Genomic DNA, 26843 nt, shown 5'->3' with positions numbered 1-26843 from the left:
AGGTAATATCATGACTGAAGAAATTACAAACACAGAGTCGCTTGAAGAAACAAACAAGCCAAAATTACGTTGGTATGTTGTACAAGCGTTTTCCGGTTATGAAGGTAGAGTACAAAAGACTTTAGCTGAACATATTGAAATTCACAGCTTACAAGACAAATTTGGCCAAATATTAGTGCCGACTGAAGAAGTTATTGAAATGCGTGCCGGACAAAAACGTAAAAGTGCCCGTAAATTCTTCCCTGGCTATGTATTAGTACAAATGGCGATGGATGAAGAAGCATGGCATTTGGTTAAGTCTGTACCACGCGTATTAGGCTTTATTGGCGGCACTTCAGATAGACCTGCGCCAATTACGCAAAAAGAAGCGGATCGCATTTTACAACGCCTTGAAGATACTGATAAGCCGAAACCTAAAACATTATTTGAACCGGGCGAAGTGGTACGTGTTATCGACGGTCCATTTGCTGACTTTAACGGTGTGGTTGAAGAGCTTGATTACGAGAAGAACCGTATTAAAGTATCAGTACTTATTTTTGGTCGTTCAACACCAGTTGATTTAGAGTTTGGCCAAGTCGAAAAAGGCTAATATAAGCACTTCCAATAATTTAAATGAAACCAGAGTTAATACTCTGGTTTTTTTATGTCCGTTATTTGTTGCTAGAGTGTCTGACGTAGTATGCTTAACCTTCCATTTTAAGTTTAAGCGGTTGAAGGTAAAATAGTTTATGCATCACTATCGCAGGTACGTAGAAAAAAAGTGGCCAAGACGCGTTACCTTCACTTTAATTGCAGTGACTATACTGCTTGCTGCAATTGTATCTTTCGATTGGTCTGGTGAATATTCCGGCTTTTTTATATTGGGTATTTTGGGTGCTATAACGGCAAATGCCACCGGTGCTGGTGGTGGTGTTGTTTTCGTACCTTCTTTTCGATTACTTGGCTTACCAAGTGATGTGATTATTGCAACGAGCTTTGCCATTCAAAGTTGCGGTATGGCCGTTGGTAGCATTTCTTGGTTATGGTTTTATCGAAAGCAAAGTTCATTATTTCAACTTTTACGCGTGCTTAGGGTGAGTGTACCTTTTTCTATATTAGGGTTGTGGTTAGTGCAATACACACCAATACCATCAGTAACTTCTGTTGATAATATCTTCAATGTTTTTTCCTTCGTTTTTGGTATTGTCGTGCTGTGTCATTGTATGCTGGTGAAGCAGTGCTCGTATCAAAATGAGCGTAATAAGTTACTGCAAGGTGAACAAGTTACCATTGCAGTATGTAGCTTTTTAGGTGGTATGATTACCGCATGGATATCGGTAGGGGTCGGTGAAATTCTTGCAGTTGTATTATTGTTGCAAGGCTTTTCTATAATGTTTTCCGTTGCTGCTGGGGTTATTGTTTCTTGCTTAACGGTTTGGGCTGGCTTACCTTATTTTCTGTCTGGTACGGCAATTCATGTTGACATACTTATGTTTGCTATTCCTGGTGCAGTCGTCGGCGCATTTTTGGCGAGATTTATCGCTCAGGCGCTAGGCGCTAAACCATTGAAATTCTTTTTGGGCAGCTGGATCCTTTTTGTCGGTCTATATGGTTTACTAAATTAAACTCTTATCTTCGTTGTTTTTTTAAACAAAGTTCATCTTGTGTCTTGCGTTTTTGCCGTCGAATAATATATAATCCGCTGCCGATTTTATCTTGTTATGGATAAAATCGATTTTTGTTAACGGGGAGCTGATTTTATTATTAGCGTTTGAACCCATACTAAAGGTATTAAAACCATGGCTAAAAAAGTCACAGCTTTAATCAAGCTACAAGTTGCTGCTGGTGCAGCAAACCCGTCACCACCAGTTGGTCCTGCATTAGGTCAACACGGTGTGAACATCATGGAATTCTGTAAAGCGTTTAACGCGAAAACAGATTCATTAGAGAAAGGCGCTCCAGTTCCTGTAGTAATTACAGTATATGCTGATCGTTCTTTCACATTTGATACAAAAACACCACCTGCTTCTTACTTACTTAAGAAAGCGGCTGGTATCAAGAGCGGTTCAGGTCGTCCTAACACTGAAAAAGTTGGTACTGTTACTACAGCACAACTTGAAGAAATCGTTAAGACTAAAGAACCAGATCTTACTGCTGGTTCAATGGAAGCTGCAGTGCGTACCATTGCGGGTTCTGCTCGTTCAATGGGTTTAGTGGTAGAGGACTAATCAATGGCTAAATTATCAAAACGCGCTCGTCTTATCCGTGAAAAAGTAGACGTATTAAAAGAATATGACATCAACGAAGCGATTTCTTTATTAAAAGAATTAGCTACTGCTAACTTTCGTGAAAGTGTAGACGTTGCTGTTAACCTTGGCATTGACGCTCGTAAATCAGATCAAAACGTACGTGGCGCGACAGTATTACCTCATGGTACTGGTCGTGATGTTCGTGTTGCTGTATTTACTCAAGGCGCAAACGCAGAGAAAGCTAAAGAAGCTGGTGCTGACGTTGTAGGTATGGAAGATTTAGCAGAACAAGTTAAAGCCGGTAATATGGACTTTGACGTAGTTATTGCTACTCCAGACGCAATGCGTGTTGTTGGTCAACTAGGTCAAATCTTAGGCCCACGTGGTTTAATGCCTAACCCTAAAGTTGGCACGGTAACTCCAGACGTTACTACTGCAGTTAACAACGCAAAAGCGGGTCAAATCCGCTATCGCAATGACAAAAACGGTATCATCCATACTACTATTGGTAAGGCTGATTTCGAAGATGCTAAATTGCAACAAAACCTTGAAGCATTATTGGAAGCGCTTAAGAAAGCAAAACCAGCTAACGCTAAAGGTCAGTTTATTAAGAAGATTTCTGTTTCAACTACTATGGGCGCCGGTGTTTCGGTAAACCAAGCTAGTTTAACAGCTTAATTTTCTGTAAAGCATCGATTTTCGATACTTTACAAGGGCGAAATTGTAGACTATAATTTCGCCCCTTAAATTTTGGTAGGTGTTGTCTGTTAATGAGTATTTTTTACTTAAGACAACCCCGTCAAAGACCGTAGGAGCCGATATGATCCTTCATAGAAAGCTTAATTTTTCCTACGTAGATGGTGATTACCCAGTATTTCCTAATTCTGGTCCTCGCCGTAACGGCCTAAGTTAATGTTTATTAATTTGGGGATAGTAAATACCGGTTTTTTATTGCCGGTGAACCAGGAGTAAAGCCAATGGCTATCAATCTTGATGACAAAAAAGCAATTGTTGCTGAAGTTCAAGAAGCTGCCAGTGGCGCTCAGTCAGCTGTAATCGCGGATTCACGCGGTGTTACAGTTGAAGCAATTACTGTATTACGTAAGCAAGCTCGTGAAAATGGTGTATGGATGAAAGTTATCCGTAACACATTAGCACGTCGTGCATTACAAGGTACTGACTTTGAATGTGTTTCTGACACATTAGTTGGTCCATCACTAATTGCATTTTCAAACGAGCACCCAGGTGCAGCAGCACGTTTATTCACAGACTTCGCTAAAACTAACGAAGCTTTTGAATTAAAAGCAGCAGCATTTGAAGGTAATGCAGTAGACGTAAATATGTTAGCTAAGCTACCAACTTACGACGAAGCAATTGCACGTTTAATGAGCGCTATGAAAGAAGCATCTGCTGGCAAACTTTGCCGCACGATTGCTGCAGTACGCGATCAGAAAGAGCAAGAAGCTGCTTAATAATTGTTTACCTCTTAATGTTAAGAGCACAATTCGCACTTTTTGTATTTATAGTTATTTATAACAGTCATAGAGACTGTTACTTAAAACAGGAAATTTATAATGTCTATTTCTAAAGACGATATCCTAAATGCTATTGCTGAAATGTCAGTAATGGACGTAGTTGAACTAATCGAAGCAATGGAAGAGAAGTTCGGCGTATCTGCAGCTGCTGCAGTTGCTGTTGCTGGCGGTGACGCTGGTGCTGCTGCTGAAGAGCAAACTGAATTCGACGTAATCTTAACAGGTTTCGGTGAGAAGAAAGTTGCTGTAATTAAAGCCGTTCGTGGCGCAACAGGTCTTGGCTTAAAAGAAGCTAAAGACTTAGTTGAATCAGCTCCTAAAGCACTTAAAGAAGGTGTTGAAAAAGCTGAAGCTGAAGAACTTAAGAAAGCTCTTGAAGAAGCAGGTGCTTCTGTTGAGATCAAATAATCTGTTTTTAAACAGATTATTTGCCTGAAAAGGCAATGGCTGGTGATTTAAACGTCACCGGCCTTTTTGCGCTAAAGAAAGTGGTTTTTTTTTGAACCAAAACAGTGCATTATTTGATGCTTAGTATTTTAAAAGCATCACTGCAATATCCTGTCTGATACCAATTGGATTAGATAATTGCCAATTACTACTCGTAATTAGCGCCATTATTTAAATCCAATTGGTATTTTAAGGCAGATTCGGCCATAACCAGCAAGCTGAGGAACCCCATGGTTTACTCTTACTCTGAAAAGAAACGTATTCGTAAGGACTTTGGTAAAAGTGCGCAAGTAATGGATTATCCATTCTTGTTATCAATCCAACTCGAATCTTTCCGTAAGTTTATTGATATTGATCCAACAGGTGAAACAGGCCTAGAGGCTGCGTTTCGTTCTATTTTCCCAATTAAAGCCTATTCTGGTAGTTCAGAATTACAATTTGTGAGTTACCGTTTGGGCGAACCGTTATTTGACGTTAAAGAATGTCAAATACGCGGTGTAACTTACTCTGCGCCATTACGTGTGAAATTACGTTTAGTTGTTTATGATAAAGAAGCAGCTGCCGGCACAGTAAAAGATATCAAAGAACAAGAAGTATACATGGGTGAAATCCCATTAATGACTGACAATGGTACATTTGTCATTAATGGTACAGAGCGTGTTATTGTTTCACAATTACATCGTTCTCCAGGTGTGTTTTTCGATCATGATAAAGGTAAAACACATTCTTCAGGTAAAGTGTTATATAACGCACGCGTTATTCCTTACCGTGGTTCTTGGTTGGATTTTGAATTTGATCCAAAAGATAATTTATTCGTCCGTATTGACCGTCGTCGTAAATTACCTGCATCGATCATTTTACGTGCCTTAGAATATTCTACTGAAGAAATTCTAGCAATTTTCTACGATACGACGAATTTTGAAATTAAGGGCGATAAGTTAGTAATGGATTTAATTCCAGAACGCTTACGTGGTGAAACTGCAACCTTTGACATTAAATTACCAAATGGTGATGTGCTTGTTGAACAGGGTCGTCGTATTACCGCTCGTCATATTCGTACGCTTTCAAAAGAAAAAATTGATACTTTAGACGTACCTGCAGAATACATTGTTGGCAAAGTACTTTCTAAAGCATACATAGATGAATCTACAGGTGAAGTGATTGCTGATGCAAATGCTGAGATCACCTTAGAAATGTTGGCTGAATTAAGTCAAGCAGGTCATAAAGTACTTTCTACTTTATATATGAACGAATTTGATGTTGGTTCATATATGTCTGACACTTTACGTGTAGATAACTCAACTAACCGCTTAGAAGCTTTAGTTGAAATTTACCGTATGATGCGTCCAGGCGAGCCACCAACAAAAGATGCGGCTGACACGTTATTTAATAACTTGTTCTTCTCACTTGAACGTTATGACTTATCAACGGTAGGTCGTATGAAGTTCAACCGTCGTGTTGGCAATGCTGATGAAGTGGGCAATGGAATTTTATCTAACGATGACATTATCTCAGTAATGAAAACTCTTATCGCCATTCGTGACGGTAAAGGTGAAGTTGATGATATTGATCACTTAGGTAACCGTCGTATCCGTTCAGTAGGTGAAATGGCAGAAAACCAATTCCGTGTTGGTTTAGTTCGTGTAGAACGTGCTGTTCGTGAACGTTTAAGTCTTGGTGACTTAGATGCGATTATGCCGCAAGACTTAATTAACGCTAAGCCGATTTCAGCTGCCGTTAAAGAATTCTTTGGTTCTTCGCAATTGTCACAATTTATGGACCAAAACAACCCGTTATCAGAAGTAACGCATAAGCGTCGCATTTCTGCCTTAGGCCCGGGTGGTTTAACACGTGAACGTGCTGGTTTCGAAGTACGTGACGTACATCCAACTCACTATGGTCGTGTTTGTCCAATCGAAACGCCGGAAGGTCCAAACATTGGTTTGATCAACTCGCTTTCATGTTACGCACGTACTAACGATTACGGTTTCTTAGAAACACCTTATCGTAAAATTGTTGACGGCTATGTTACTGACGAAGTTGATTACCTTTCTGCAATCGAAGAAGGCAACTTTGTAATCGCAAAGACAACGGCTGATGTTGATTCAGATCGTAAATTAGTTGATGGCTTAGTCCCTTGTCGTCATAAAAACGAATTTACCTTAATGTCTGCTGAACAAGTTCAGTATATGGATGTTTCGCCACAACAAATCGTTTCTGTTGCTGCATCACTGATTCCATTCCTAGAGCATGATGATGCTAACCGTGCCTTGATGGGCTCGAACATGCAACGTCAAGCTGTACCAACACTGAAAGTGGACAAGCCACTGGTTGGTACCGGTATGGAGAAAATCGTAGCGGTTGACTCTGGTGTAACTGTTGTTGCTAAACGTGGTGGTGTTGTTGATTACGTAGATGCATCTCGTATCGTTGTTAAAGTTAATGAAAATGAAATGGTAGCTGGTGAAGCCGGCATTGATATTTACAACTTAACAAAATACACACGTTCTAACCAAAACACGTGTATCAACCAACGTCCATTGTGTCGTATGGCTGAGCCAGTAGTTCGTGGTGATGTGTTAGCAGATGGCCCGTCTACAGATATGGGTGAATTGGCACTTGGCCAAAACATGCGTATCGCGTTTATGCCTTGGAATGGTTACAACTTTGAGGATTCAATGTTGTTATCTGAGCGTGTTGCACAAGAAGACCGTTTCACAACCATTCACATTCAAGAATTAAGCTGTATTGCTCGTGACACTAAGCTAGGTAGTGAAGAAATCACTGCTGATATTCCAAACGTAGGCGAGTCTGCATTATCTAAATTAGATGAAGCGGGTGTTGTTTACATTGGTGCTGAAGTTAACGGTGGCGATATCTTAGTAGGTAAAGTGACACCTAAAGGTGAAACGCAACTTACGCCAGAAGAAAAACTTTTACGTGCTATCTTCGGTGAAAAAGCAGCTGACGTTAAAGACAGCTCTTTACGTGTACCTAACTCTGTTTCAGGTACTATCATCGATGTGCAAATCTTCACCCGTGACGGTGTAGAAAAAGATGCTCGTGCTGTTGAAATTGAAGAAATGCAACTTAAACAAGTTAAGAAAGACTTAGGTGATGAGTTCAGCATTCTTGAAGATGGCATTTACGCTCGTGCGAAGAAATTATTGTTAGCTTCTGGCTTAAATGAGTCTGATCTTAACAGCATGTCTCGTGACAAGTGGTTAGTTCAAAACTTGGCTGATGAAGGTCAACAATCTGAACTTGAGCAAATTGCTGAGCAATACGATGCCATTAAAGCAGACTTCGATAAGAAATATGAAGTTAAGCGTCGCAAGATCACCCAAGGTGATGATCTAGCACCAGGCGTATTGAAAATTGTTAAAGTTTACTTAGCTGTTAAACGCCGTATTCAACCAGGTGATAAAATGGCTGGTCGTCACGGTAACAAAGGTGTTATTTCAAACGTAGTACCTGTTGAAGATATGCCTTACGATGAGCACGGTGTGCCAGTTGATGTTGTACTTAACCCGTTGGGTGTACCATCACGTATGAACATCGGTCAGATCCTAGAAACGCATTTAGGTATGGCTGCTCGTGGTATCGGTGAAAAAATTAACCGTATGTTGCAAGCTCAACAAGAAATTCACAAATTACGTGAATTCTTAAAAGAAGTTTACAACTTAGGTGAGTCGCGCCAAGACGTTGATATTGATTCATTCTCTGATGATGAAATTATGCGTTTAGCGGGTAACTTACGTGCCGGTCTTCCAATTGCTACACCAGTATTTGATGGTGCAAGTGAGCGTGAGATTAAAGACTTATTCAAACTAGCTGATATGCCTGAAAGTGGTCAGTTTACGCTGACAGATGGTCGTACTGGTCGTGAGTTTGAACGTCCAGTAACTGTTGGTTACATGTACATGTTAAAACTAAACCATTTAGTTGATGACAAGATGCATGCCCGTTCAACTGGTTCATACAGCTTAGTAACGCAACAACCATTAGGTGGTAAAGCACAATTTGGTGGTCAGCGTTTCGGTGAGATGGAAGTATGGGCATTAGAAGCATACGGTGCTGCTTATACCCTACAAGAAATGCTTACTGTTAAGTCTGATGATGTTAACGGTCGTACTAAGATGTATAAAAACTTAGTAGACGGTGATCACAGAATGGAACCAGGCATCCCTGAATCATTCAACGTATTGTTGAAAGAAATTCGCTCGTTGGGTATCAACATCGAATTGGATCAGGAATAGGCTACCTAAAGCTACATTGCTGACTTTGAGTTAACGCTGAAAGTCAGTACAGGGAAAGAGCAGATGGCTGCTCTTTCCGGTATTTAACTCCGACAGGAGATAGAGTGTGAAAGATTTACTTAAGTTTCTTAAGCAACAAAATCAAACTGAAGAGTTCGATGGTATTCGCATCGGGCTAGCTTCACCTGACATGATTCGTTCATGGTCATTTGGTGAAGTAAAGAAACCTGAGACGATTAACTATCGTACTTTTAAGCCAGAACGTGATGGTTTGTTCTGTGCGCGTATTTTTGGTCCAGTTAAAGACTATGAATGTCTTTGTGGCAAATACAAACGCCTTAAGCACCGTGGTGTAATTTGTGAAAAATGTGGCGTAGAAGTTACATTGACTAAAGTTCGTCGTGACCGTATGGGTCATATCGAATTAGCAAGTCCAGTTGCTCACATTTGGTTCTTAAAATCATTACCATCTCGTATCGGTCTATTGTTAGACATGACGTTACGTGATATTGAGCGTGTGCTTTACTTTGAATCTTATGTTGTTACCGAACCAGGTATGACGACATTAGAGAAAAGCCAAATTCTAACAGAAGAAGAATATCTTGATGCGTTAGAAGAGCACGGTGATGAATTCGACGCCTTAATGGGTGCTGAAGCGGTTTTAGCTTTACTACAACAAATCGATCTTGACGGTGAAGTAGCGCAAATGCGTGAAGAATTACCTGAGATTGGTAGTGAAACTAAACGTAAGAAAATCACTAAGCGTTTAAAATTAATGGAAGCATTCGCTGCTTCAGGCAACAAGCCTGAGTGGATGATTATGAATGTTCTACCAATTTTACCACCGGATTTACGTCCATTAGTACCACTAGATGGCGGTCGCTTCGCGACTTCAGATCTTAACGATCTTTACCGTCGTGTTATTAACCGTAACAACCGTTTGAAGCGTCTTCTAGACCTAGTTGCACCAGACATTATCGTACGTAACGAAAAACGTATGTTACAAGAATCTGTTGATGCACTTCTAGATAATGGTCGTCGTGGCCGCGCTATTACCGGTTCTAACAAACGTCCTCTTAAATCTCTTGCCGACATGATCAAAGGTAAGCAAGGTCGTTTCCGTCAGAACTTACTAGGTAAGCGTGTTGATTACTCTGGTCGTTCTGTAATTACCGTTGGTCCAACGTTACGTTTACACCAGTGTGGTTTACCTAAGAAAATGGCACTTGAGCTATTCAAGCCATTTATTTACGGTAAATTAGAAGCTCGTGGTTTAGCGACAACGATTAAAGCAGCTAAGAAATTAGTTGAACGTGAAGGCGCTGAAGTTTGGGATGTACTTGATGAAGTAATCCGCGAACATCCAGTTATGCTTAACCGTGCACCTACTCTTCATAGACTAGGTATCCAAGCTTTTGAACCAGTACTAATTGAAGGTAAAGCAATTCACCTTCATCCGCTAGTTTGTGCGGCATATAACGCCGATTTCGATGGTGACCAAATGGCGGTACACGTACCGTTGACAATCGAAGCACAAATGGAAGCACGTACGTTGATGATGTCAACGAACAACGTTCTTTCGCCAGCGAACGGTGACCCAATCATAGTACCATCACAAGATGTTGTATTAGGTTTATATTACCTAACGCGTGATCGTGTAAATGGTTTGGGTGAAGGTATGGTATTTACCGACACTAAAGAAGCTGAAAAAGCTTACCGTACTGGTGTTGCTGAACTTCACGCTCGCGTTAAAATCCGTATTACTGAGCATGTTCGTAATGCTGAAGGCGAATTAGAAGCGAAGACAACTTTACGTGATACCACTGTTGGTCGTGCCATTTTATGGCAAGTATGTCCTGAAGGCATGCCTTATGACTTAATTGATCAACCGTTAGGTAAAAAGCCAATTTCAAAACTGATTAACCATGCGTACCGTAACTTAGGCCTTAAAGATACTGTTATCTTTGCTGACCACATTATGTACACAGGTTTCCACTACGCGATGATCGCGGGTGCTTCAGTTGGTATTGACGATATGGTTATTCCAGATGCGAAATACACCATCATCGAAGATTCAGAAGAAGAAGTTAAAGAAATTCAAAGCCAGTTTGAGCAAGGTCTTGTAACGGCTGGTGAGAAATACAACAAAGTTATCGATATTTGGTCATCTGCCAACGAAAAAGTTTCGAAAGCTATGATGGACAACTTATCAAAAGAAACAGTTATTAACCGTGACGGTGAGCCAGAAGAGCAAGACTCTTTCAACTCAATCTTTATGATGGCTGACTCGGGTGCTCGTGGTAGTGCCGCTCAGATTCGTCAGCTAGCGGGTATGCGTGGTTTGATGGCTAAGCCAGATGGCTCAATCATCGAAACACCAATCACAGCTAACTTCCGTGAAGGTTTGAACGTATTACAATACTTCATCTCAACTCACGGTGCGCGTAAAGGTTTGGCCGATACAGCATTGAAAACAGCTAACTCGGGTTACTTGACTCGTCGTTTAGTTGACGTTGCACAAGATTTAGTTGTTACAGAACATGACTGTGGCACTGAAGACGGTCTATTAATGACGCCATTGATTGAAGGTGGTGATGTTGTTGAGCCGTTACGTGAACGTGTACTAGGTCGTGTGGTATGTGATGATGTACTAATTCCAGGTACAGAAGAAGTATTACTGCCACGTAACACATTAATTGACGAAGCATTATGTGATGTAATCGAAGAAAACTCGGTTGATCAAATTAAAGTACGTTCAATTATTACTTGTGAAACTGACTTTGGTATTTGTGCTCATTGTTACGGTCGTGATTTGGCTCGTGGTCATATGATTAACCAAGGTGAAGCCATTGGTGTTGTGGCAGCACAATCAATTGGTGAACCAGGTACTCAGCTTACCATGCGTACGTTCCATATCGGTGGTGCGGCATCTCGTGCTTCAGCTGAGAACTCTGTACAAGTTAAGAACAACGGTACCCTGAAATTACAGAACGCTAAATTTGTAACAAACTCAGAAGATCACTTAGTGATCACGTCACGTTCATCAGAGCTAACAGTAATTGATGAACTAGGCCGTGAGAAAGAGCGTTACAAAGTACCTTACGGTACTATTCTTTCTAAGAAAGATGGTGAAGCGATTAACTCAGGCGATATCATCGCTAATTGGGATCCGCATACGCATCCAATTATTACTGAGGTTGCTGGTAAGGTTCAATTCGTTGAGCTTATCGATGGCGTAACTATGGTTCGTCAAACGGATGAACTTACAGGTTTATCAAGCATTGTTGTTACAGAAGCTGGTCAACGTAACTCTGCGGGTAAAGAAATGCGCCCAATGGTTAAACTAGTTGACGCTAAAGGCAATGACGTGATGATTGCTGGTACTGAAATTCCAGCACAATACTTCTTACCAGGTAACGCGATTGTTAACCTTGAAGATGGCGCCGAAGTTAACATTGGTGATGCGCTAGCGCGTATTCCTCAAGAGTCGTCAAAAACTCGTGATATTACCGGTGGTTTACCACGTGTTGCTGATTTATTTGAAGCGCGTAAGCCTAAGCTTCCAGCTATTTTAGCTGAGAAAACAGGTATTATCGGTTTCGGTAAAGAAACAAAAGGTAAAGTGCGTTTATTAATCACTCAACCAAGTGGTGAAGTATACGAAGAGATGATTCCTAAAATGCGTCAATTGAACGTGTTTGAAGGTGAATCTGTACTTAAAGGTGAAGTTATTGCCGATGGTCCAGAGTCTCCACACGATATCTTACGTCTACGTGGTGTTGCTCCAGTTGCTAACTACATTGTTAACGAAGTACAAGAAGTATACCGTTTACAAGGTGTTAAGATTAACGATAAGCACATTGAAGTTATCGTGCGTCAAATGATCCGCAAGTGTGAGATTTTAGACGCTGGTGATAGTAACTTCCTTAAAGGTGAAATCCTAGAAGTTGCCCGTGTCAATATCGCTAACCGTGAACTTGAAGCTGAAGGCAAACAACCAGCTGAATACGAAATGCAAATGATGGGTATTACTAAAGCATCATTAGCAACTGAGTCATTCATCTCTGCGGCTTCTTTCCAAGAAACAACACGTGTACTTACTGAAGCAGCTGTTGCTGGTAAGAAAGATACACTACGTGGCTTGAAAGAAAACGTCATTGTTGGTCGCTTAATCCCAGCCGGTACGGGTTATGCTTATCATCAAGAACGTGCAAAAGCTAAAAATGCTGTTCCTGAAGAAGAAGTAACAGTATCAGCTGATGAAGCTGCTCAAGCATTAACAGATGCATTAAATGCAGATATGTTAGGTGGCGAAGAGTAATCTTCAATATTAGCAAAAATTAGCTTTAACTTGCTCTAAGCGCACAATGTGCTTGACAGGTTAAAGCTTGACCTATAGAATTCCGCGACCCTATATTTTGTACCTTTGCGTATGAGATTTAGAGTCGCGGATTTTCACGTTTATAAGGGTGTAAATTTCCCCATTGATTGGAATTTACACAAATTTAACTAATCGGAGCTATTTAATGGCAACTATTAACCAATTAGTACGTAAACCACGTGTGAAACAAGTACAAAAAAGTAACGTTCCAGCGTTACAAGCTTGTCCACAACGTCGTGGCGTATGTACTCGTGTGTATACTACTACACCAAAGAAACCAAACTCGGCACTACGTAAAGTAGCTCGTGTTCGTTTAACTAACGGATTCGAAGTAACTTCATACATCGGTGGTGAAGGTCACAACTTACAAGAGCATAGCGTTATCTTGATTCGTGGTGGTCGTGTTAAAGATTTACCAGGTGTGCGTTACCACACCGTTCGTGGCGCGCTTGATTGTTCAGGTGTAAGCGATAGAAGACAAGGCCGTTCTAAATACGGTGCTAAACGACCTAAATCTTAAGTTTCCCTTTCTTAGCTATAAAAGCTAAAGAATAGAAACGTTAAGTAAGGCCAAATAACATATTACATTTTGGGTTTATCCTGAATATAACGGAGAATTAAGATGCCAAGAAGACGCGTCGTAGGGCAACGTAAGATATTGCCAGATCCTAAGTTCCATAACGAACTTTTAGCAAAATTCATCAACATCCTTATGGTTGATGGTAAAAAATCTACTGCAGAAAAAATCGTATACGGTGCATTAGACATTTTAACTGAAAAGAACTCTGAAAAAACTCACCTTGAGTTATTCGAAACAGCGTTAGATAACATCCGCCCACAAGTGGAAGTAAAGTCTCGTCGTGTTGGTGGTTCTACGTACCAAGTACCAGTTGAAGTTCGTCCAGTGCGTCGTAATGCACTAGCCATGCGTTGGTTAGTTGAAGCAGCTCGTAAACGTGGTGAAAAATCAATGGCTCAGCGCCTAGCTAACGAAATGTTAGATGCGTCTGACAGCAAAGGTTCAGCGGTTAAGAAACGTGAAGACGTTCACCGTATGGCTGAAGCTAACAAAGCATTCGCTCACTACCGTTGGTAGGCACTATGAGTTAGCAAATATTGCTAACTTTATAGTTTTAAGTGTAATGCCGTGGTTATCTCCTAGTATCAACTTAGATACAAAGTGATAACCACAACTGTTTTATAATCTGAGAAAATCTCTCAGAAAGAGGAAGAAATTGTGGCACGTATAACCCCTATTGAGCGTTACCGAAACATTGGTATTTGTGCTCATGTCGATGCCGGTAAAACGACAACAACAGAAAGGGTACTTTTCTATACTGGTCTTTCACATAAGATCGGTGAAGTTCATGATGGCGCAGCCACCATGGATTGGATGGAACAAGAGCAAGAACGTGGTATTACTATCACGTCTGCGGCAACCACTTGTTTTTGGAAAGGGATGGAAGCACAATTTGAAGACCATCGTATTAATATCATCGACACTCCTGGTCACGTAGATTTTACTATTGAAGTAGAGCGTTCATTACGTGTATTAGACGGTGCGGTATTAGTGTTATGTGGCTCTTCAGGAGTTCAACCACAAACTGAAACTGTTTGGCGTCAAATGGAGAAATACTCTGTTCCACGCATGGTTTTTGTTAATAAGATGGACCGTACTGGTGCAAACTTCTTATCGGTTGTTGAACAACTCAAATCTCGCTTGGAAGCCAATGCGGTACCAATTCATTTAGCAATTGGTGCGGAAGATGAGTTTGCCGGTGTTATCGACTTAATTAAAATGAAGGCCATTAACTGGAACGAAAGTGACCAGGGCATGACGTTTACTTATGAAGATATTCCAGCAGATATGCAAGATGAAGCCGAGCAATGGCATGAAAACCTTGTTTCTGAAGCAGCAGAAGCCTCCGAAGAATTAATGGATAAGTACCTTGAAGAAGGTGAGTTATCCGAAGCAGAAATAAAATCTGCACTACGTACTCGTACACTAAACAATGAAATTGTCCTTTGTTCTTGTGGCTCAGCTTTCAAAAATAAAGGGGTACAAGCAGTACTTGATGCCGTCATTGAATTTTTACCTTCGCCAACAGATGTTGAAGCGATAAAAGGTATTAACAATGACAAAGACGAAACTGAAGGAAGTCGTGAGGCTGATGACAAAGCACCATTTGCTGCTTTAGCATTTAAAGTCGCGACAGACCCATTTGTCGGTACATTAACGTTCTTTCGCGTATACTCAGGTGTAGTAAAAACTGGCGACAGTATATACAATCCTGTTAAAGGCAAAAAAGAACGACTTGGTCGTATTGTGCAAATGCATGCAAATGACCGTCAGGAAATTAAAGAAGTACATGCGGGTGACATCGCAGCGGCTATTGGCCTCAAAGATGTTACCACAGGTGATACCTTATGTGACGCAAATCACGTGATCACCCTTGAGCGCATGGAGTTTCCTGAGCCAGTTATTTCGGTGGCAGTTGAGCCAAAAACCGTTGCTGCCCAAGAAAAAATGGGTATTGCATTAGGTAAGTTGGCCGCAGAAGATCCATCATTTAGAGTTGTCTCTGATGAAGAATCGGGTCAAACCATCATTTCAGGTATGGGGGAATTACACCTCGATATCTTAGTTGAGCGCATGAAACGCGAATTTAGCGTTGAGTGTAATGTCGGTAATCCTCAAGTGGCTTATCGAGAAACAATTCGTTCGGCTGTTGAAGTGGAAGGTAAATTTGTTCGTCAATCAGGTGGTCGTGGTCAATTTGGTCATGTTTGGTTGAAGTTAGAGCCGTTACCAGAAGGTGAAGGTTTTGAATTTGTTGACGAAATTGTTGGTGGTGCTGTTCCAAAGGAATACATTCCAGCAGTTGAAAAGGGCTGTAGAGAGCAAATGGAAAGCGGCGTATTAGCTGGCTATCCGTTATTAGACATTAAAGTCACTCTTTATGACGGCTCATTTCATGACGTTGACTCAAACGAAATGGCGTTTAAAGTCGCTGCATCAATGGGTTTCAGACAAGGTGTGCTTGATGCATCACCAGTAATACTTGAGCCAATGATGAAAGTAGAAGTTATTACGCCAGAAGCAAACATGGGTGATGTCGTAGGTGATTTAAATCGCCGTCGCGGGATGATCGATGGCATGGACGAAGGTCCAGCTGGTTCTAAGGTAGTGAATGCAACTGTACCACTATCTGAAATGTTTGGTTATGCTACGGCTTTACGTAGTGCAACTCAAGGTCGTGCATCATACTCTATGGAGTTTCAGCAATATAGCGAAGCACCTAAAGCTGTTGCCGACAAAATAATTGAATCTTAGTAAGGCTTTTTGAAAGTCTGGCTCGGTCTTTTGGCCGGGCTTTTAATAAACTTTAAGGTAATTGAAAAATGGCTAAAGAAAAATTCGAACGTAATAAACCGCACGTTAACGTTGGTACAATCGGACACGTTGACCACGGTAAAACAACTTTAACTGCTGCTATCTCTGCGGTATTAACTAAAGTTCACGGTGGTGAAGTTAAAGATTTCGCACAAATCGATAATGCTCCAGAAGAGCGTGAGCGTGGTATTACAATCAATACTTCTCACATCGAATACGATACAGAAACTCGTCACTACGCACACGTAGATTGTCCAGGTCACGCCGATTACATCAAAAACATGATCACCGGTGCTGCACAAATGGATGGCGCTATCTTAGTAGTTGCTGCTACAGATGGTCCAATGCCACAAACACGTGAGCACATCTTGTTATCACGTCAAGTTGGTGTACCTTTCATCATCGTATTCATGAACAAATGTGACATGGTAGATGACGAAGAATTACTAGAATTAGTAGAAATGGAAGTTCGTGAACTTCTTAGCGAATACGAATTCCCAGGTGATGACTTACCAATTATCCAAGGTTCAGCATTAGGCGCACTTCAAGGTGAAGCTAAATGGGAAGAGAAAGTAGTTGAACTAGCTGACGCACTTGATTCTTACATTCCAGAGCCAGAGCGTGCAATCGACGGTGCATTCATCATGCCTATCGAAGATGTATTCTCAATTTCAGGTCGTGGTACAGTTGTAACGGGTCGTGTTGAACGTGGTATCATCAAAGTTGGTGAAGAAGTAGAAGTTGTTGGTATCCGTGATACACAAAAATCAACTTGTACTGGTGTTGAAATGTTCCGTAAGCTTCTTGACGAAGGTCGTGCTGGTGAGAACTGTGGTGTTCTTTTACGTGGTCTTAAGCGTGAAGACGTAGAACGTGGTCAAGTATTATGTGCTCCAGGTTCAATTTCTCCTCACACTAAGTTTGAGTCAGAAGTATACGTACTATCTAAAGATGAAGGTGGTCGTCATACGCCATTCTTCAAAGGATACCGTCCACAGTTTTACTTCCGTACAACCGACATCACAGGTGCTGTAGAGCTTCCTGAAGGTGTAGAAATGGTAATGCCAGGCGACAACTTGAAGTTTGTTGTAGAGCTTATCAACCCAGTAGCGATGGACGAAGGTTTACGCTTCGCTATCCGTGAAGGTGGTCGTACAGTAGGTGCTGGTGTTGTATCTAAAATCATGGACTAATTCTCTTTTGAGAATAGTTGATTTAGATTAACACTAAAAAAGGTCGCGAAAGCGGCCTTTTTTATACCCAATGAAAAATACGACCAGATTCATGGAATATCCGTGATGACAAAATGCGTCAAGAAAAGTGTCCCAATGGACAAGTTTTTAGTAAATTTTGGCGAGAAGCTCTGCGACGAAGCTGAGAGTCGTACAGTAGGTGCTGGTGTTGTATCTAAAATCATGGACTAATTCTCTTTTGAGAGTAGGTTTTTGATTTAGATTTACATCTAAACCATCGATAAAGAGCACTTAGGTGCTCTTTTTTATTGCTTGTTGTTTATTGAAATAATACCAAGCAAACTGACGGTATAAAGCCGCTATTTGATCCTGAAACAAAGCGGGAAAAAGGCCACTAGATAGTGACCTTAGATTCGTGAATTGTAGTTTGCTACTCGCACTTTGGTGTAGGTAGCTTTAAGAGTCAATTAGCTCTATTAGACGTTAAATTGATTCACTACATTCGATAGTGAGTTAGATTGACTGGATAAACCAGCAAGACTATTACGCATATTACTAGAGGCTTCAACAGTATCATCGGTTAGAGCCCTGACATTTTCTATGTTTTTTGAGACATCATCAGCAACATTGGCTTGCTGTTCAACAGCATTGGCAATTTCAAAAGTTTGGCTTTGAAATTTACTGATCACCGTTGCAATATCGCTTAATACTTGCTGTACCTGCTGCGTTAACTGAACACTGTTCTCCGCCTCACTACAACTTTTTTCCATTACGTCAACGGCATTGGCGGCAGTGGCTTGTAACTCTTCGATGATATTTTCGATGTTTGCGGTTGATTCTTGTGTGCGGGAGGCGAGCGTGCGCACTTCATCGGCGACGACTGCAAAGCCTCGACCTTGCTCTCCGGCTCTGGCGGCCTCAATCGCTGCATTTAAAGCAAGTAAATTTGTTTGCTCCGCGATGCTACGAATTACCGTGACTACATCACCAATACTTTGTGTGCCTGCTTTTAGCTGCTGGACAACTTGGGCAGCGTTATCGACATTGTCAGAAAGTTGCTGCATACCTGTGGTCGCCTGATTGACAACATTGGAGCCTAGCGCAACCTTCTCTTCGGCACTTGAGACTAACTCTTTCGATTGATTGGTATTACTTGATATTTCACTGCTGGTTTGGGCTAATTGACTCGCTGCTGCTGCAACGAGATCTATTTCTCGCTTTTGTGACTCAACGATGTTTGCGGTGTCGCGGCTGATGCTTTCTGTTGCTTCTGACGAGGAGTTAACGTCATTGGTAATAGCTACGGTTTTTTGTACCAATTGTTGAATTGAGTCGACAAAGATATTGAATTCGTCGACTAATTGGCCTATTTCATCATCTTTTAAAGGCGAAATTCTCTGGGTTAGGTCACCGTCTCCTTCGGCAATTTCTTTCATGGCGTTTTGTAAGCGTTTAATACGCTTAACAAAAGGCAGTACTGTCAGCCAAACGACTATGGCTATCATTATAATAATGGCGATGACAATAATGCTAGACGACCAAAATGCGGCTTCAACAGGCTCGGCGATAAGTCGTTCAGGTATAAGAAAGCCAAGCTTCCAATTCATCATTGGATAGTCACTTTTCACTTGGTCAAAAATGACTTGGTATTGAGCTCCACGCCAAGTAACAGTTTCTATGCCTTGTGCATTTTGTGCAAGCGTAGCTTGGAGTTTGTCAAAGCCCGACGTGTCCGGAAATACGGTGTTAATGCTTTCCATGCTACTACCAGGTTTAAAACTTTCGTTAAAGCCCGGAAAAAACACCAGTTTACCTGTGTCGGTGATAAGGAAAGCATCGCCTTCGCCTTTATACTTAATGCCTGATAACAAATCTTTGCCGATAGTGGTAATTAAAATATCCATACCGCCGATACCGAGTAATTTGCCATCAGGTAAATAGTAGGGTGAAGTTATGGTGGCTGAAACTGAGCCGTCATTGTTATCAACTGCTGGTTCAGTAACATACATCTTGCCTTTACTTAAGCCATTGCCCCACCATGGACGTTTATTGGTGAAATATGCCGCATCGTCGTACCTACCATTTAAATCAAAATATTCGTGGGTATTTTCGCTACCGAAAAATACACTTTTAATGGCAGGGTCTTGGGTTGAGAAGTATTTAAAGTAACGAGTGACATCTTGGTATGATTGGTTATCGTTAATATTACTGAGTCGCTGTTGGTATTGACTAAACCAATCAATCACTAGCGGGTTAGAAAACACACTGTGATTAATTTGCCCTTTGGCAACAAAGAAGTCTTTAACTTTAGTAGATTGCAACGTTACTAAGCTCTCAATATCAGCAATAAGCTGTTTCCGAGTATTATCGCTGACATTAGATAAAACAAAAAATGATGTGATGATCAGTAGAATAGCTACGGTAGTTGAAATCGTAATGACCAATTGGCGCATTATGGAGCGGTGTATAAAGTTGAGCATCTTATTGTGTACCTGCTAGATTATTATTTTTATTATTAAAGGTATAAGAGTGCTAACGCTAGTAAATAATCAACAATATAGCACTGGATAAAACTTTATCATGCGGTTTACGTTATGGCTATAAGTTGTACAATTGTTAGATAAAATTTTAGGTAATAAAAAAGGATGCCTAAGCATCCTTTTTCAGTTCAGTTGTAAAGACTAGTTATTAATAACTATTTCTTCTTCGCAGCTTCACGTTCTTTAACTTCAGCAATTACTGCTTCAGCAACATTGTTTGGACAAGGCATGTAGTGTGAGAATTCCATTGAGAATTGACCACGACCAGATGTCATTGTACGTAATGTTCCGATGTAACCGAACATTTCAGAAAGAGGTACGTCAGCTTTAATACGAACACCAGAAACACCCGCTTCTTGGTCTTTGATCATGCCACGACGACGGTTCAAATCACCAATAACATCACCAACGTGATCTTCTGGAGTGAACACATCAACCTTCATGATAGGTTCGATTAACTGTGCACCAGCTTTAGGAATTGATTGACGGAAAGCGCCTTTAGCAGCAATTTCGAAAGCAACAGCAGATGAATCAACCGCGTGGAAACCACCATCGAATAATTCAACTTCAACGTCTAGTACAGGGAAACCAGCTAAAACACCAGTGTCCATCATGCCTTTGAAACCCTTCTCAACAGCTGGGAAGAATTCTTTAGGTACGTTACCACCAACAACAGTTGATTTGAATGTGAAACCTGAGTTTGCTTCACCTGGACGGATGCGGTAATCAATTTTACCAAATTGACCAGAACCACCAGATTGTTTCTTATGCGTGTAGCTATCTTCAATTTCTTGCGTGATAGTTTCGCGGTATGCAACTTGTGGCTTACCAACAACTAAATCAACATCGTAAGTACGCTTAAGGATATCTACTTTGATATCTAAGTGAAGCTCACCCATACCTTTTAGGATAGTTTCGCCAGAGTCTTGGTCAGTCTCAACTTGGAAAGTTGGATCTTCTGCAACCATTTTACCAATAGCAATACCCATTTTCTCAGTAGAACCTTTATCTTTAGGCGTTACAGAGATAGAGATTACTGGTTCAGGGAAAATCATTGGCTCTAATGTCGCAGGGAACTTAGGATCACATAATGTGTGACCAGTTTGTACGTTCTTCATACCAACAATCGCTAGGATATCACCAGCTTGTGCTTTTGAAAGCTCAGTACGATCATCTGCGTGCATTTCAACCATACGGCCAACACGCTCTGTTTTACCAGTAAAGGTGTTAAGGATAGTGTCACCCTTATTCAACGTACCTGAGTAGATACGAATAAAGGTAAGAGCACCGAAACGGTCATCCATGATTTTAAATGCTAATGCGCGTAAAGGACCGTCTGTAGAAACAGTAGCAACTTCACCCGTTGGTTCACCAGCTTCATCAGTAATTGGTTGTGGATCAACTTCTGTTGGAGACGGCAAGTAATCAACAACAGCATCAAGAATTAATTGAATACCTTTGTTTTTAAATGCTGATGCACAGTAAGTTGGGAAGAAAGTCATGTCACGAGTACCAGCACGGATACAAGCTTTGATTTGTTCCATAGTTGGCATTTCGCCTTCCATGTACGCTTCTAATAACTCATCATCCATTTCTAATGCCGATTCGATTAACTCTTCACGGTATTCAGCTGCTTTCTCTACTAAGTCAGCAGGGATATCAGTTACTTCATAATTTTCTGGAAGACCAGTGTCATCCCAAACGTAAGCTTTTTCGCTAAGAAGGTCTACTACACCAACAAAACCATCTTCTTCACCAATTGGTAAAGTCATAACAAGTGGGTTAGCACCTAGAACATTTTTAACTTGATCTACAACACGGTAAAAGTTAGCACCTAAACGGTCTAATTTGTTAACCATGATTAAACGAGCTACTTCTGAGTCGTTCGCGTAACGCCAGTTAGTTTCTGATTGCGGTTCAACACCACCAGAACCACAGAATACACCAACACCACCATCAAGTACTTTAAGTGAACGGTAAACTTCAACAGTGAAGTCAACGTGACCAGGAGTATCGATGATGTTCATGCGGTGATCGTTCCAGAAACATGTAGTCGCAGCAGACTGGATAGTAATACCGCGCTCAGCTTCTTGTTCCATGAAGTCAGTAGTAGACTCACCATCATGTACTTCACCAGTTTTATGGATCTTACCGGTTAATTTAAGGATACGTTCAGTTGTTGTGGTTTTACCCGCATCAACGTGAGCGAAAATACCAATATTTCTGTATTTTGATAAATCTGCCATTATTTTACTCTATATAATGTGTGACTAAACCCCGCAAATAGCGCGGAATTGATGAAAATTTGCGCGGGAGTATACCATTACTTTTATGAAATCGACATAAAAATTATTGAAGTTTACAAAATATCCTAACCTTGAGATAAAAATTAGCCAATATTCCCATCAGAGGGGAGGAGCTTTCGTTAAATAATTTCAATCTATCCTTTTTCCTATATATAAGTAGGGTGAAATTCAATCATGCAAATAAAAATTACGGTGAAAGTGTTAAAGTAAAAATTAGTAGCCGCGCATTAAGCTGTACAAAATGCTGAATACGCTTATAGAAAGATAATAGTTGAATTTATCGTCCCTCTCTGTATAATACGCCTCCACGTCGAGCTATGCTCTGCGTGTTTTATCAGTTAATGTATTAGTTTTTCTAGTAGTTAACACACAGCAACTCCGATTTGGAGTTGAATGTTATAGCGATACTCCCCCCTTTTACATAAAAAAGGTGATGGGCAGTATTTTGTTGTTCTTTAAAATGGGGATTTGTCTTTATGTCAAATCAAAGAATTCGCATTCGTTTGAAAGCGTTCGATCATCGTTTGATTGATCAATCAACAGCTGAAATCGTTGATACTGCTAAACGTACTGGCGCACAGGTTCGTGGTCCAATTCCACTTCCTACTCGCAAGGAACGTTTCACTATCTTGATTTCTCCACACGTTAACAAAGATGCACGTGATCAGTACGAAATTCGTACTCACAAACGCATGATTGATATCGTAGAACCAACTGAAAAGACTGTAGACGCATTAATGCGTTTAGACTTAGCAGCTGGTGTTGACGTTCAAATCAGCTTGGGTTAATAGGAGTTTTAACATGACTATAGGTCTAGTTGGACGTAAAGTGGGTATGACTCGCATCTTCTCTGAAGATGGTGTATCTACTCCTGTAACCGTCCTAGAAGTTGAAGCGAACCGTATTGCTCAGGTTAAAACTGTTGACAATGATGGTTATTCAGCGCTTCAAGTTACTACGGGTAGCAAAAAAGCTAATCGTACTAACAAGCCAACAGCCGGACATTTCGCTAAAGCTGGTATCGAAGCAGGTCGTGGCCTGTGGGAATTCCGTTTAAACGAAAACGAAGGTGAAGGTCTTGAAACTGGCAGTGAAATCACTGTTGAGTTATTCAACGACACTAAATTAGTAGACGTAACCGGTACTTCGAAAGGTAAAGGTTTCCAAGGTGGTATTAAGCGCTGGAATTTCAGCATGCAAGATGCAACTCACGGTAACTCTATCTCTCACCGTTCAAACGGTTCAATCGGCCAGTGTCAAACACCAGGCCGTGTTTTCAAAGGCAAAAAAATGTCTGGTCATATGGGTGCTGCGAAAGTTACTACGCAAAACCTTGAATTGGTTCGTGTCGATGCAGAACGTAACTTGCTCCTTATTAAAGGTGCGGTTCCGGGTGCTATCAACGGCAACGTAATCATTAAACCAGCTGTTAAAGCCTAGTCCAGGAGATTTGTGATGGAATTAGCATTAAAAGACGCTTCAGGCGCTCTTGAAGTTTCTGAAACAACTTTTGGACTTGAGTTTAACGAAGCTCTTGTACATCAAGTAGTAGTTGCATACGCAGCTGGTGCTCGTGCTGGTACTCGTGCTCAAAAAACTCGTTCAGAAGTTAGTGGCGGTGGCGCAAAACCATGGCGTCAAAAAGGTACTGGCCGTGCACGTGCTGGTACTACTCGTGGTCCAATCTGGCGTACTGGTGGCGTAACATTCGCTGCTAAGCCACAAGATCACAGCCAAAAAGTTAACCGTAAAATGTACCGTGGTGCGATTAAAAGCATCCTTTCTGAGTTAGTTCGTCAAGAACGCTTAGTTGTGGTAGAAAATTTTGCAGTTGAAACACCAAAAACTAAAGAGTTAGTAGCTAAACTAAACGGTTTGGAGTTAAAAGACGTATTAATCGTTACTCCAGAAGTTGATGAGAACTTGTTCTTATCAGCACGCAACTTATACAAAGTTGACGTTCGTGACGTAGACGGTATTGACCCAGTTAGCTTGGTTGGTTTCGAAAAAGTTTTGATGACTGCTACTGCAGTTAAACAACTTGAGGAGATGTTAGGATGATAAACGAAGAACGTTTACTGAAAGTGCTTTTAGCACCAAACATTTCTGAGAAAAGCACAATGGCTGCTGAAGCAAACAACACAGTTGTTTTCAAAGTTGCTACTACTGCTACTAAAGCTGAAATCAAAGCTGCTGTTGAGAAACTTTTCGAAGTTTCAGTTGAAGGTGTTCGCACATTAAATGTTAAAGGTAAGACAAAACGTACTGGTGCTCGTTTTGGTCGCAGAAGCGATTGGAAAAAAGCATACGTTACTCTTGCTGAAGGCAGCGACATCGACTTCGTCGGCGCGGAATCATAGGAGTTTACGAAAATGGCTATTGTTAAATGTAAACCTACTTCTCCGGGTCGTCGCCACGTTGTTAAAGTGGTTAACGCGGAGTTGCATAAAGGTAAGCCTTACGCACCATTATTAGACACTAAGTCTAAGTCTGGTGGTCGTAACAATACTGGTCGTATTACAGTTCGTCACGTTGGTGGTGGTCACAAGCACCATTACCGCATGATCGACTTTAAGCGCACTAAAGATGGTATCCCTGCAAAAGTTGAGCGTTTGGAATATGATCCAAACCGTAGTGCAAACATTGCACTTGTACTTTACGCAGATGGTGAACGTCGTTACATCTTAGCCCCTAAAGGCTTAAAAGCTGGTGATTCAATCCAGTCTGGTGTAGATGCTCCTATTAAAGCGGGTAACACTTTACCACTACGCAACACACCATTAGGTAGTGTTGTTCACGCAATCGAACTTAAGCCAGGTAAAGGTGCTCAAATCGCACGTGCTGCTGGTACTTATGCTCAGTTAGTAGCGAAAGACGGTGCTTATGTCACTTTACGTCTTCGTTCTGGCGAAATGCGTAAAATTGAGTCAGATTGTCGTGCTACTTTAGGTGAAATCGGCAATGCTGAACACATGCTTCGCTCTCTAGGTAAAGCAGGTGCTTCACGCTGGCGCGGTGTTCGCCCAACTGTTCGTGGTGTTGCCATGAACCCAGTTGATCACCCACACGGTGGTGGTGAAGGTAAAACATCAGGCGGTCGTCACCCGGTATCACCTTGGGGTGTGCCAACTAAGGGTTACAAGACTCGTAAGAACAAGCGTACCGATAAATTTATCGTACGTCGTCGTACTAAATAGTACTTTTAATTAAAGAGGAATCACCATGCCACGTTCTCTCAAGAAAGGTCCATTTATTGACCTACACTTGTTGACGAAGGTAGAGACAGCGGTGGAAAGCGGGAATAAAAAGCCAATTAAAACTTGGTCCCGTCGTTCAATGATCATACCTAATATGATCGGATTGACCATTGCCGTCCATAATGGCCGTCAACACGTACCTGTATTTGTAACTGATGAAATGATCGGTCACAAGTTAGGTGAATTTGCACCAACTCGTACTTACCGTGGCCATGTCGCGGATAAGAAAGCGAAAAGATAGGGGAAATTAGATGGAAGCTATTGCTAAACATAAATTTGCCCGTGGTTCAGCGCAAAAAGCACGTTTAGTTGCGGATCAAATCCGTGGCGAGCATGTTGAAAAAGCACTTGAAATTTTAACTTTCAGCAACAAATCTGCTGCTGTTTTAGTTAAAAAAGTACTTGATTCAGCAATTGCAAACGCAGAACACAATGAAGGTGCAGACATTGATGAGTTATTCGTTAAAACTATTATGGTTGACGATGGTCCAACAATGAAACGTATTAAGCCTCGTGCGAAAGGTCGCGCGGATCGTATCCTTAAGCGTACAAGTCACATTACTGTGATTGTATCTGATAGCTAGGAGATATTAGAATGGGTCAAAAAGTCCATCCAAATGGTATTCGCTTAGGTATCACGAAACCTTTCGCGTCTACTTGGTTTGCAAGTAGCAAAGATTTCGCAGATAACTTACACGGTGACCATTTGGTTCGTGAATACTTATCTGAAAAGCTTAAGCGTGCATCATTATCAAAAATCGTAATTGAGCGTCCAGCTAAATCTATCCGCGTTACAATTCACACGGCTCGTCCGGGTGTTGTAATCGGTAAGAAAGGCGAAGACGTAGAAAAATTACGTTTAGCAGTTTCTAAAATTGCTGGTGTTCCTGCTCAAATCAACATCGCTGAAGTTCGTAAGCCAGAAATGGATTCGCAGCTTGTTGCTGACAGCATCGCTAGTCAATTAGAACGTCGCGTAATGTTCCGTCGTGCTATGAAACGTGCAGTACAAAACGCAATGCGTTTAGGTGCTAAGGGTATCAAAGTTGAAGTTAGTGGTCGTTTAGGCGGTGCAGATATTGCTCGTTCTGAATGGTACCGTGAAGGTCGTGTTCCATTACACACTTTACGTGCTGACATTGATTACTCAATCGCACGTGCTGATACCACTTACGGTGTTATTGGTATCAAAGTATGGATCTTTAAAGGTGAAGTAATTGGTAAAATGCCATTACAAGCTGAGCAACCAGCAGCTAAGCCTAAAAGAAAATCTAACCGTAAGACCAGTAAGTAGAGGAATAAG

General features: G+C 41.2%; 22 protein-coding genes. 20 read left to right on the top strand and 2 right to left on the bottom strand.

The window, feature by feature from the left end; all coding sequences use genetic code 11:
• The first annotated feature begins 10 nt into the window (after positions 1-10).
• From nusG to tuf, 12 genes are all read left to right on the top strand, one after another.
• On the top strand, positions 11-589 hold the full coding sequence (nusG, locus tag AC27JP_RS16020; RefSeq protein WP_487116859.1) for a transcription termination/antitermination protein NusG: 579 nt from the start codon (positions 11-13) through the stop codon (positions 587-589).
• A gap of 139 nt (positions 590-728) precedes the next feature.
• On the top strand, positions 729-1604 hold the full coding sequence (locus AC27JP_RS16015; protein WP_487116857.1) for a sulfite exporter TauE/SafE family protein: 876 nt from the start codon (positions 729-731) through the stop codon (positions 1602-1604).
• 174 nt (positions 1605-1778) lie between these two features.
• Positions 1779-2207, top strand: a complete 429-nt coding sequence (gene rplK, locus AC27JP_RS16010) for a 50S ribosomal protein L11 (protein ID WP_487116855.1) — start codon at positions 1779-1781, stop codon at positions 2205-2207.
• A 3-nt stretch (positions 2208-2210) separates the two neighbouring features.
• Positions 2211-2906: a 50S ribosomal protein L1 gene (gene rplA / locus AC27JP_RS16005; RefSeq protein WP_487116853.1), complete on the top strand. Its 696-nt coding sequence runs from the start codon at positions 2211-2213 to the stop codon at positions 2904-2906.
• A gap of 299 nt (positions 2907-3205) precedes the next feature.
• Positions 3206-3700 carry a 50S ribosomal protein L10 gene (gene rplJ, locus AC27JP_RS16000; protein ID WP_487116851.1) on the top strand — a complete coding sequence of 165 codons (495 nt, stop codon included), beginning with the start codon at positions 3206-3208 and terminating at the stop codon, positions 3698-3700.
• Positions 3701-3802: 102 nt separating this feature from the next.
• Positions 3803-4171, top strand: coding sequence for a 50S ribosomal protein L7/L12 (gene rplL, locus AC27JP_RS15995; protein ID WP_487116849.1), 369 nt, complete (start codon positions 3803-3805; stop codon positions 4169-4171).
• A 269-nt stretch (positions 4172-4440) separates the two neighbouring features.
• The gene (rpoB, locus tag AC27JP_RS15990) at positions 4441-8469 is read left to right on the top strand and encodes a DNA-directed RNA polymerase subunit beta (RefSeq protein ID WP_487116847.1); all 4029 of its coding nucleotides are present in this window, start codon (positions 4441-4443) and stop codon (positions 8467-8469) included.
• Positions 8470-8575: 106 nt separating this feature from the next.
• Entirely contained in the window at positions 8576-12790 is a 4215-nt protein-coding gene (rpoC, locus tag AC27JP_RS15985; protein ID WP_487116845.1) for a DNA-directed RNA polymerase subunit beta', read from the top strand.
• A 205-nt stretch (positions 12791-12995) separates the two neighbouring features.
• Positions 12996-13370, top strand: coding sequence for a 30S ribosomal protein S12 (gene rpsL, locus AC27JP_RS15980; RefSeq protein WP_487082674.1), 375 nt, complete (start codon positions 12996-12998; stop codon positions 13368-13370).
• Between the two features lie 102 nt (positions 13371-13472).
• Entirely contained in the window at positions 13473-13946 is a 474-nt protein-coding gene (gene rpsG, locus AC27JP_RS15975; RefSeq protein ID WP_077288472.1) for a 30S ribosomal protein S7, read from the top strand.
• A gap of 141 nt (positions 13947-14087) precedes the next feature.
• Entirely contained in the window at positions 14088-16184 is a 2097-nt protein-coding gene (fusA, locus tag AC27JP_RS15970) for an elongation factor G (protein ID WP_487116843.1), read from the top strand.
• A gap of 68 nt (positions 16185-16252) precedes the next feature.
• Positions 16253-17437, top strand: a complete 1185-nt coding sequence (tuf, locus tag AC27JP_RS15965; RefSeq protein WP_487116841.1) for an elongation factor Tu — start codon at positions 16253-16255, stop codon at positions 17435-17437.
• A 476-nt stretch (positions 17438-17913) separates the two neighbouring features.
• Here tuf and AC27JP_RS15960 read toward each other — a convergent pair whose 3' ends face one another.
• Complete coding sequence (locus AC27JP_RS15960; RefSeq protein WP_487116839.1) at positions 17914-19917, bottom strand: methyl-accepting chemotaxis protein; 2004 nt, start codon at positions 19915-19917, stop codon at positions 17914-17916.
• A 215-nt stretch (positions 19918-20132) separates the two neighbouring features.
• The gene (fusA, locus tag AC27JP_RS15955) at positions 20133-22223 is read right to left on the bottom strand and encodes an elongation factor G (RefSeq protein WP_487116837.1); all 2091 of its coding nucleotides are present in this window, start codon (positions 22221-22223) and stop codon (positions 20133-20135) included.
• Positions 22224-22759: 536 nt separating this feature from the next.
• On the opposite strand from fusA (AC27JP_RS15955), the gene rpsJ reads away from it, so the two are divergent.
• From rpsJ to rpsC, 8 genes are read left to right on the top strand one after another with little or no spacing between them, the layout of a single operon-like run.
• Positions 22760-23071, top strand: a complete 312-nt coding sequence (gene rpsJ / locus AC27JP_RS15950; RefSeq protein ID WP_118958508.1) for a 30S ribosomal protein S10 — start codon at positions 22760-22762, stop codon at positions 23069-23071.
• 13 nt (positions 23072-23084) lie between these two features.
• Entirely contained in the window at positions 23085-23723 is a 639-nt protein-coding gene (gene rplC, locus AC27JP_RS15945) for a 50S ribosomal protein L3 (RefSeq protein WP_077287504.1), read from the top strand.
• 15 nt (positions 23724-23738) lie between these two features.
• Positions 23739-24344, top strand: coding sequence for a 50S ribosomal protein L4 (gene rplD, locus AC27JP_RS15940; RefSeq protein WP_487082119.1), 606 nt, complete (start codon positions 23739-23741; stop codon positions 24342-24344).
• Entirely contained in the window at positions 24341-24643 is a 303-nt protein-coding gene (rplW, locus tag AC27JP_RS15935) for a 50S ribosomal protein L23 (protein ID WP_085284014.1), read from the top strand. Before rplD ends, rplW begins: the two co-directional genes overlap by 4 nt.
• A gap of 12 nt (positions 24644-24655) precedes the next feature.
• Positions 24656-25480, top strand: coding sequence for a 50S ribosomal protein L2 (rplB, locus tag AC27JP_RS15930; protein ID WP_085284013.1), 825 nt, complete (start codon positions 24656-24658; stop codon positions 25478-25480).
• Between the two features lie 25 nt (positions 25481-25505).
• Positions 25506-25781: a 30S ribosomal protein S19 gene (gene rpsS / locus AC27JP_RS15925; RefSeq protein WP_077287496.1), complete on the top strand. Its 276-nt coding sequence runs from the start codon at positions 25506-25508 to the stop codon at positions 25779-25781.
• A 10-nt stretch (positions 25782-25791) separates the two neighbouring features.
• The gene (gene rplV, locus AC27JP_RS15920; protein WP_487082120.1) at positions 25792-26124 is read left to right on the top strand and encodes a 50S ribosomal protein L22; all 333 of its coding nucleotides are present in this window, start codon (positions 25792-25794) and stop codon (positions 26122-26124) included.
• A gap of 11 nt (positions 26125-26135) precedes the next feature.
• On the top strand, positions 26136-26834 hold the full coding sequence (rpsC, locus tag AC27JP_RS15915) for a 30S ribosomal protein S3 (protein ID WP_487082121.1): 699 nt from the start codon (positions 26136-26138) through the stop codon (positions 26832-26834).
• Positions 26835-26843: the final 9 nt, after the last annotated feature.

Source organism: Colwellia sp. SU-HH01172 (assembly GCF_057553355.1).
The sequence above is the reverse complement of the archived record's forward strand: the minus strand, read 5'-3'. Positions and strand labels throughout refer to the sequence as shown.

Coding starts and splice junctions, on each gene's coding strand:
- nusG (WP_487116859.1), top strand. CDS start 11: ATGACTGAAGAAATTACAAACACAGAGTCGCTTGAAGAAACAAACAAG.
- AC27JP_RS16015 (WP_487116857.1), top strand. CDS start 729: ATGCATCACTATCGCAGGTACGTAGAAAAAAAGTGGCCAAGACGCGTT.
- rplK (WP_487116855.1), top strand. CDS start 1,779: ATGGCTAAAAAAGTCACAGCTTTAATCAAGCTACAAGTTGCTGCTGGT.
- rplA (WP_487116853.1), top strand. CDS start 2,211: ATGGCTAAATTATCAAAACGCGCTCGTCTTATCCGTGAAAAAGTAGAC.
- rplJ (WP_487116851.1), top strand. CDS start 3,206: ATGGCTATCAATCTTGATGACAAAAAAGCAATTGTTGCTGAAGTTCAA.
- rplL (WP_487116849.1), top strand. CDS start 3,803: ATGTCTATTTCTAAAGACGATATCCTAAATGCTATTGCTGAAATGTCA.
- rpoB (WP_487116847.1), top strand. CDS start 4,441: ATGGTTTACTCTTACTCTGAAAAGAAACGTATTCGTAAGGACTTTGGT.
- rpsL (WP_487082674.1), top strand. CDS start 12,996: ATGGCAACTATTAACCAATTAGTACGTAAACCACGTGTGAAACAAGTA.
- rpsG (WP_077288472.1), top strand. CDS start 13,473: ATGCCAAGAAGACGCGTCGTAGGGCAACGTAAGATATTGCCAGATCCT.
- tuf (WP_487116841.1), top strand. CDS start 16,253: ATGGCTAAAGAAAAATTCGAACGTAATAAACCGCACGTTAACGTTGGT.
- AC27JP_RS15960 (WP_487116839.1), bottom strand. CDS start 19,917: ATGCTCAACTTTATACACCGCTCCATAATGCGCCAATTGGTCATTACG.
- fusA (WP_487116837.1), bottom strand. CDS start 22,223: ATGGCAGATTTATCAAAATACAGAAATATTGGTATTTTCGCTCACGTT.
- rpsJ (WP_118958508.1), top strand. CDS start 22,760: ATGTCAAATCAAAGAATTCGCATTCGTTTGAAAGCGTTCGATCATCGT.
- rplC (WP_077287504.1), top strand. CDS start 23,085: ATGACTATAGGTCTAGTTGGACGTAAAGTGGGTATGACTCGCATCTTC.
- rplD (WP_487082119.1), top strand. CDS start 23,739: ATGGAATTAGCATTAAAAGACGCTTCAGGCGCTCTTGAAGTTTCTGAA.
- rplW (WP_085284014.1), top strand. CDS start 24,341: ATGATAAACGAAGAACGTTTACTGAAAGTGCTTTTAGCACCAAACATT.
- rplB (WP_085284013.1), top strand. CDS start 24,656: ATGGCTATTGTTAAATGTAAACCTACTTCTCCGGGTCGTCGCCACGTT.
- rpsS (WP_077287496.1), top strand. CDS start 25,506: ATGCCACGTTCTCTCAAGAAAGGTCCATTTATTGACCTACACTTGTTG.
- rplV (WP_487082120.1), top strand. CDS start 25,792: ATGGAAGCTATTGCTAAACATAAATTTGCCCGTGGTTCAGCGCAAAAA.
- rpsC (WP_487082121.1), top strand. CDS start 26,136: ATGGGTCAAAAAGTCCATCCAAATGGTATTCGCTTAGGTATCACGAAA.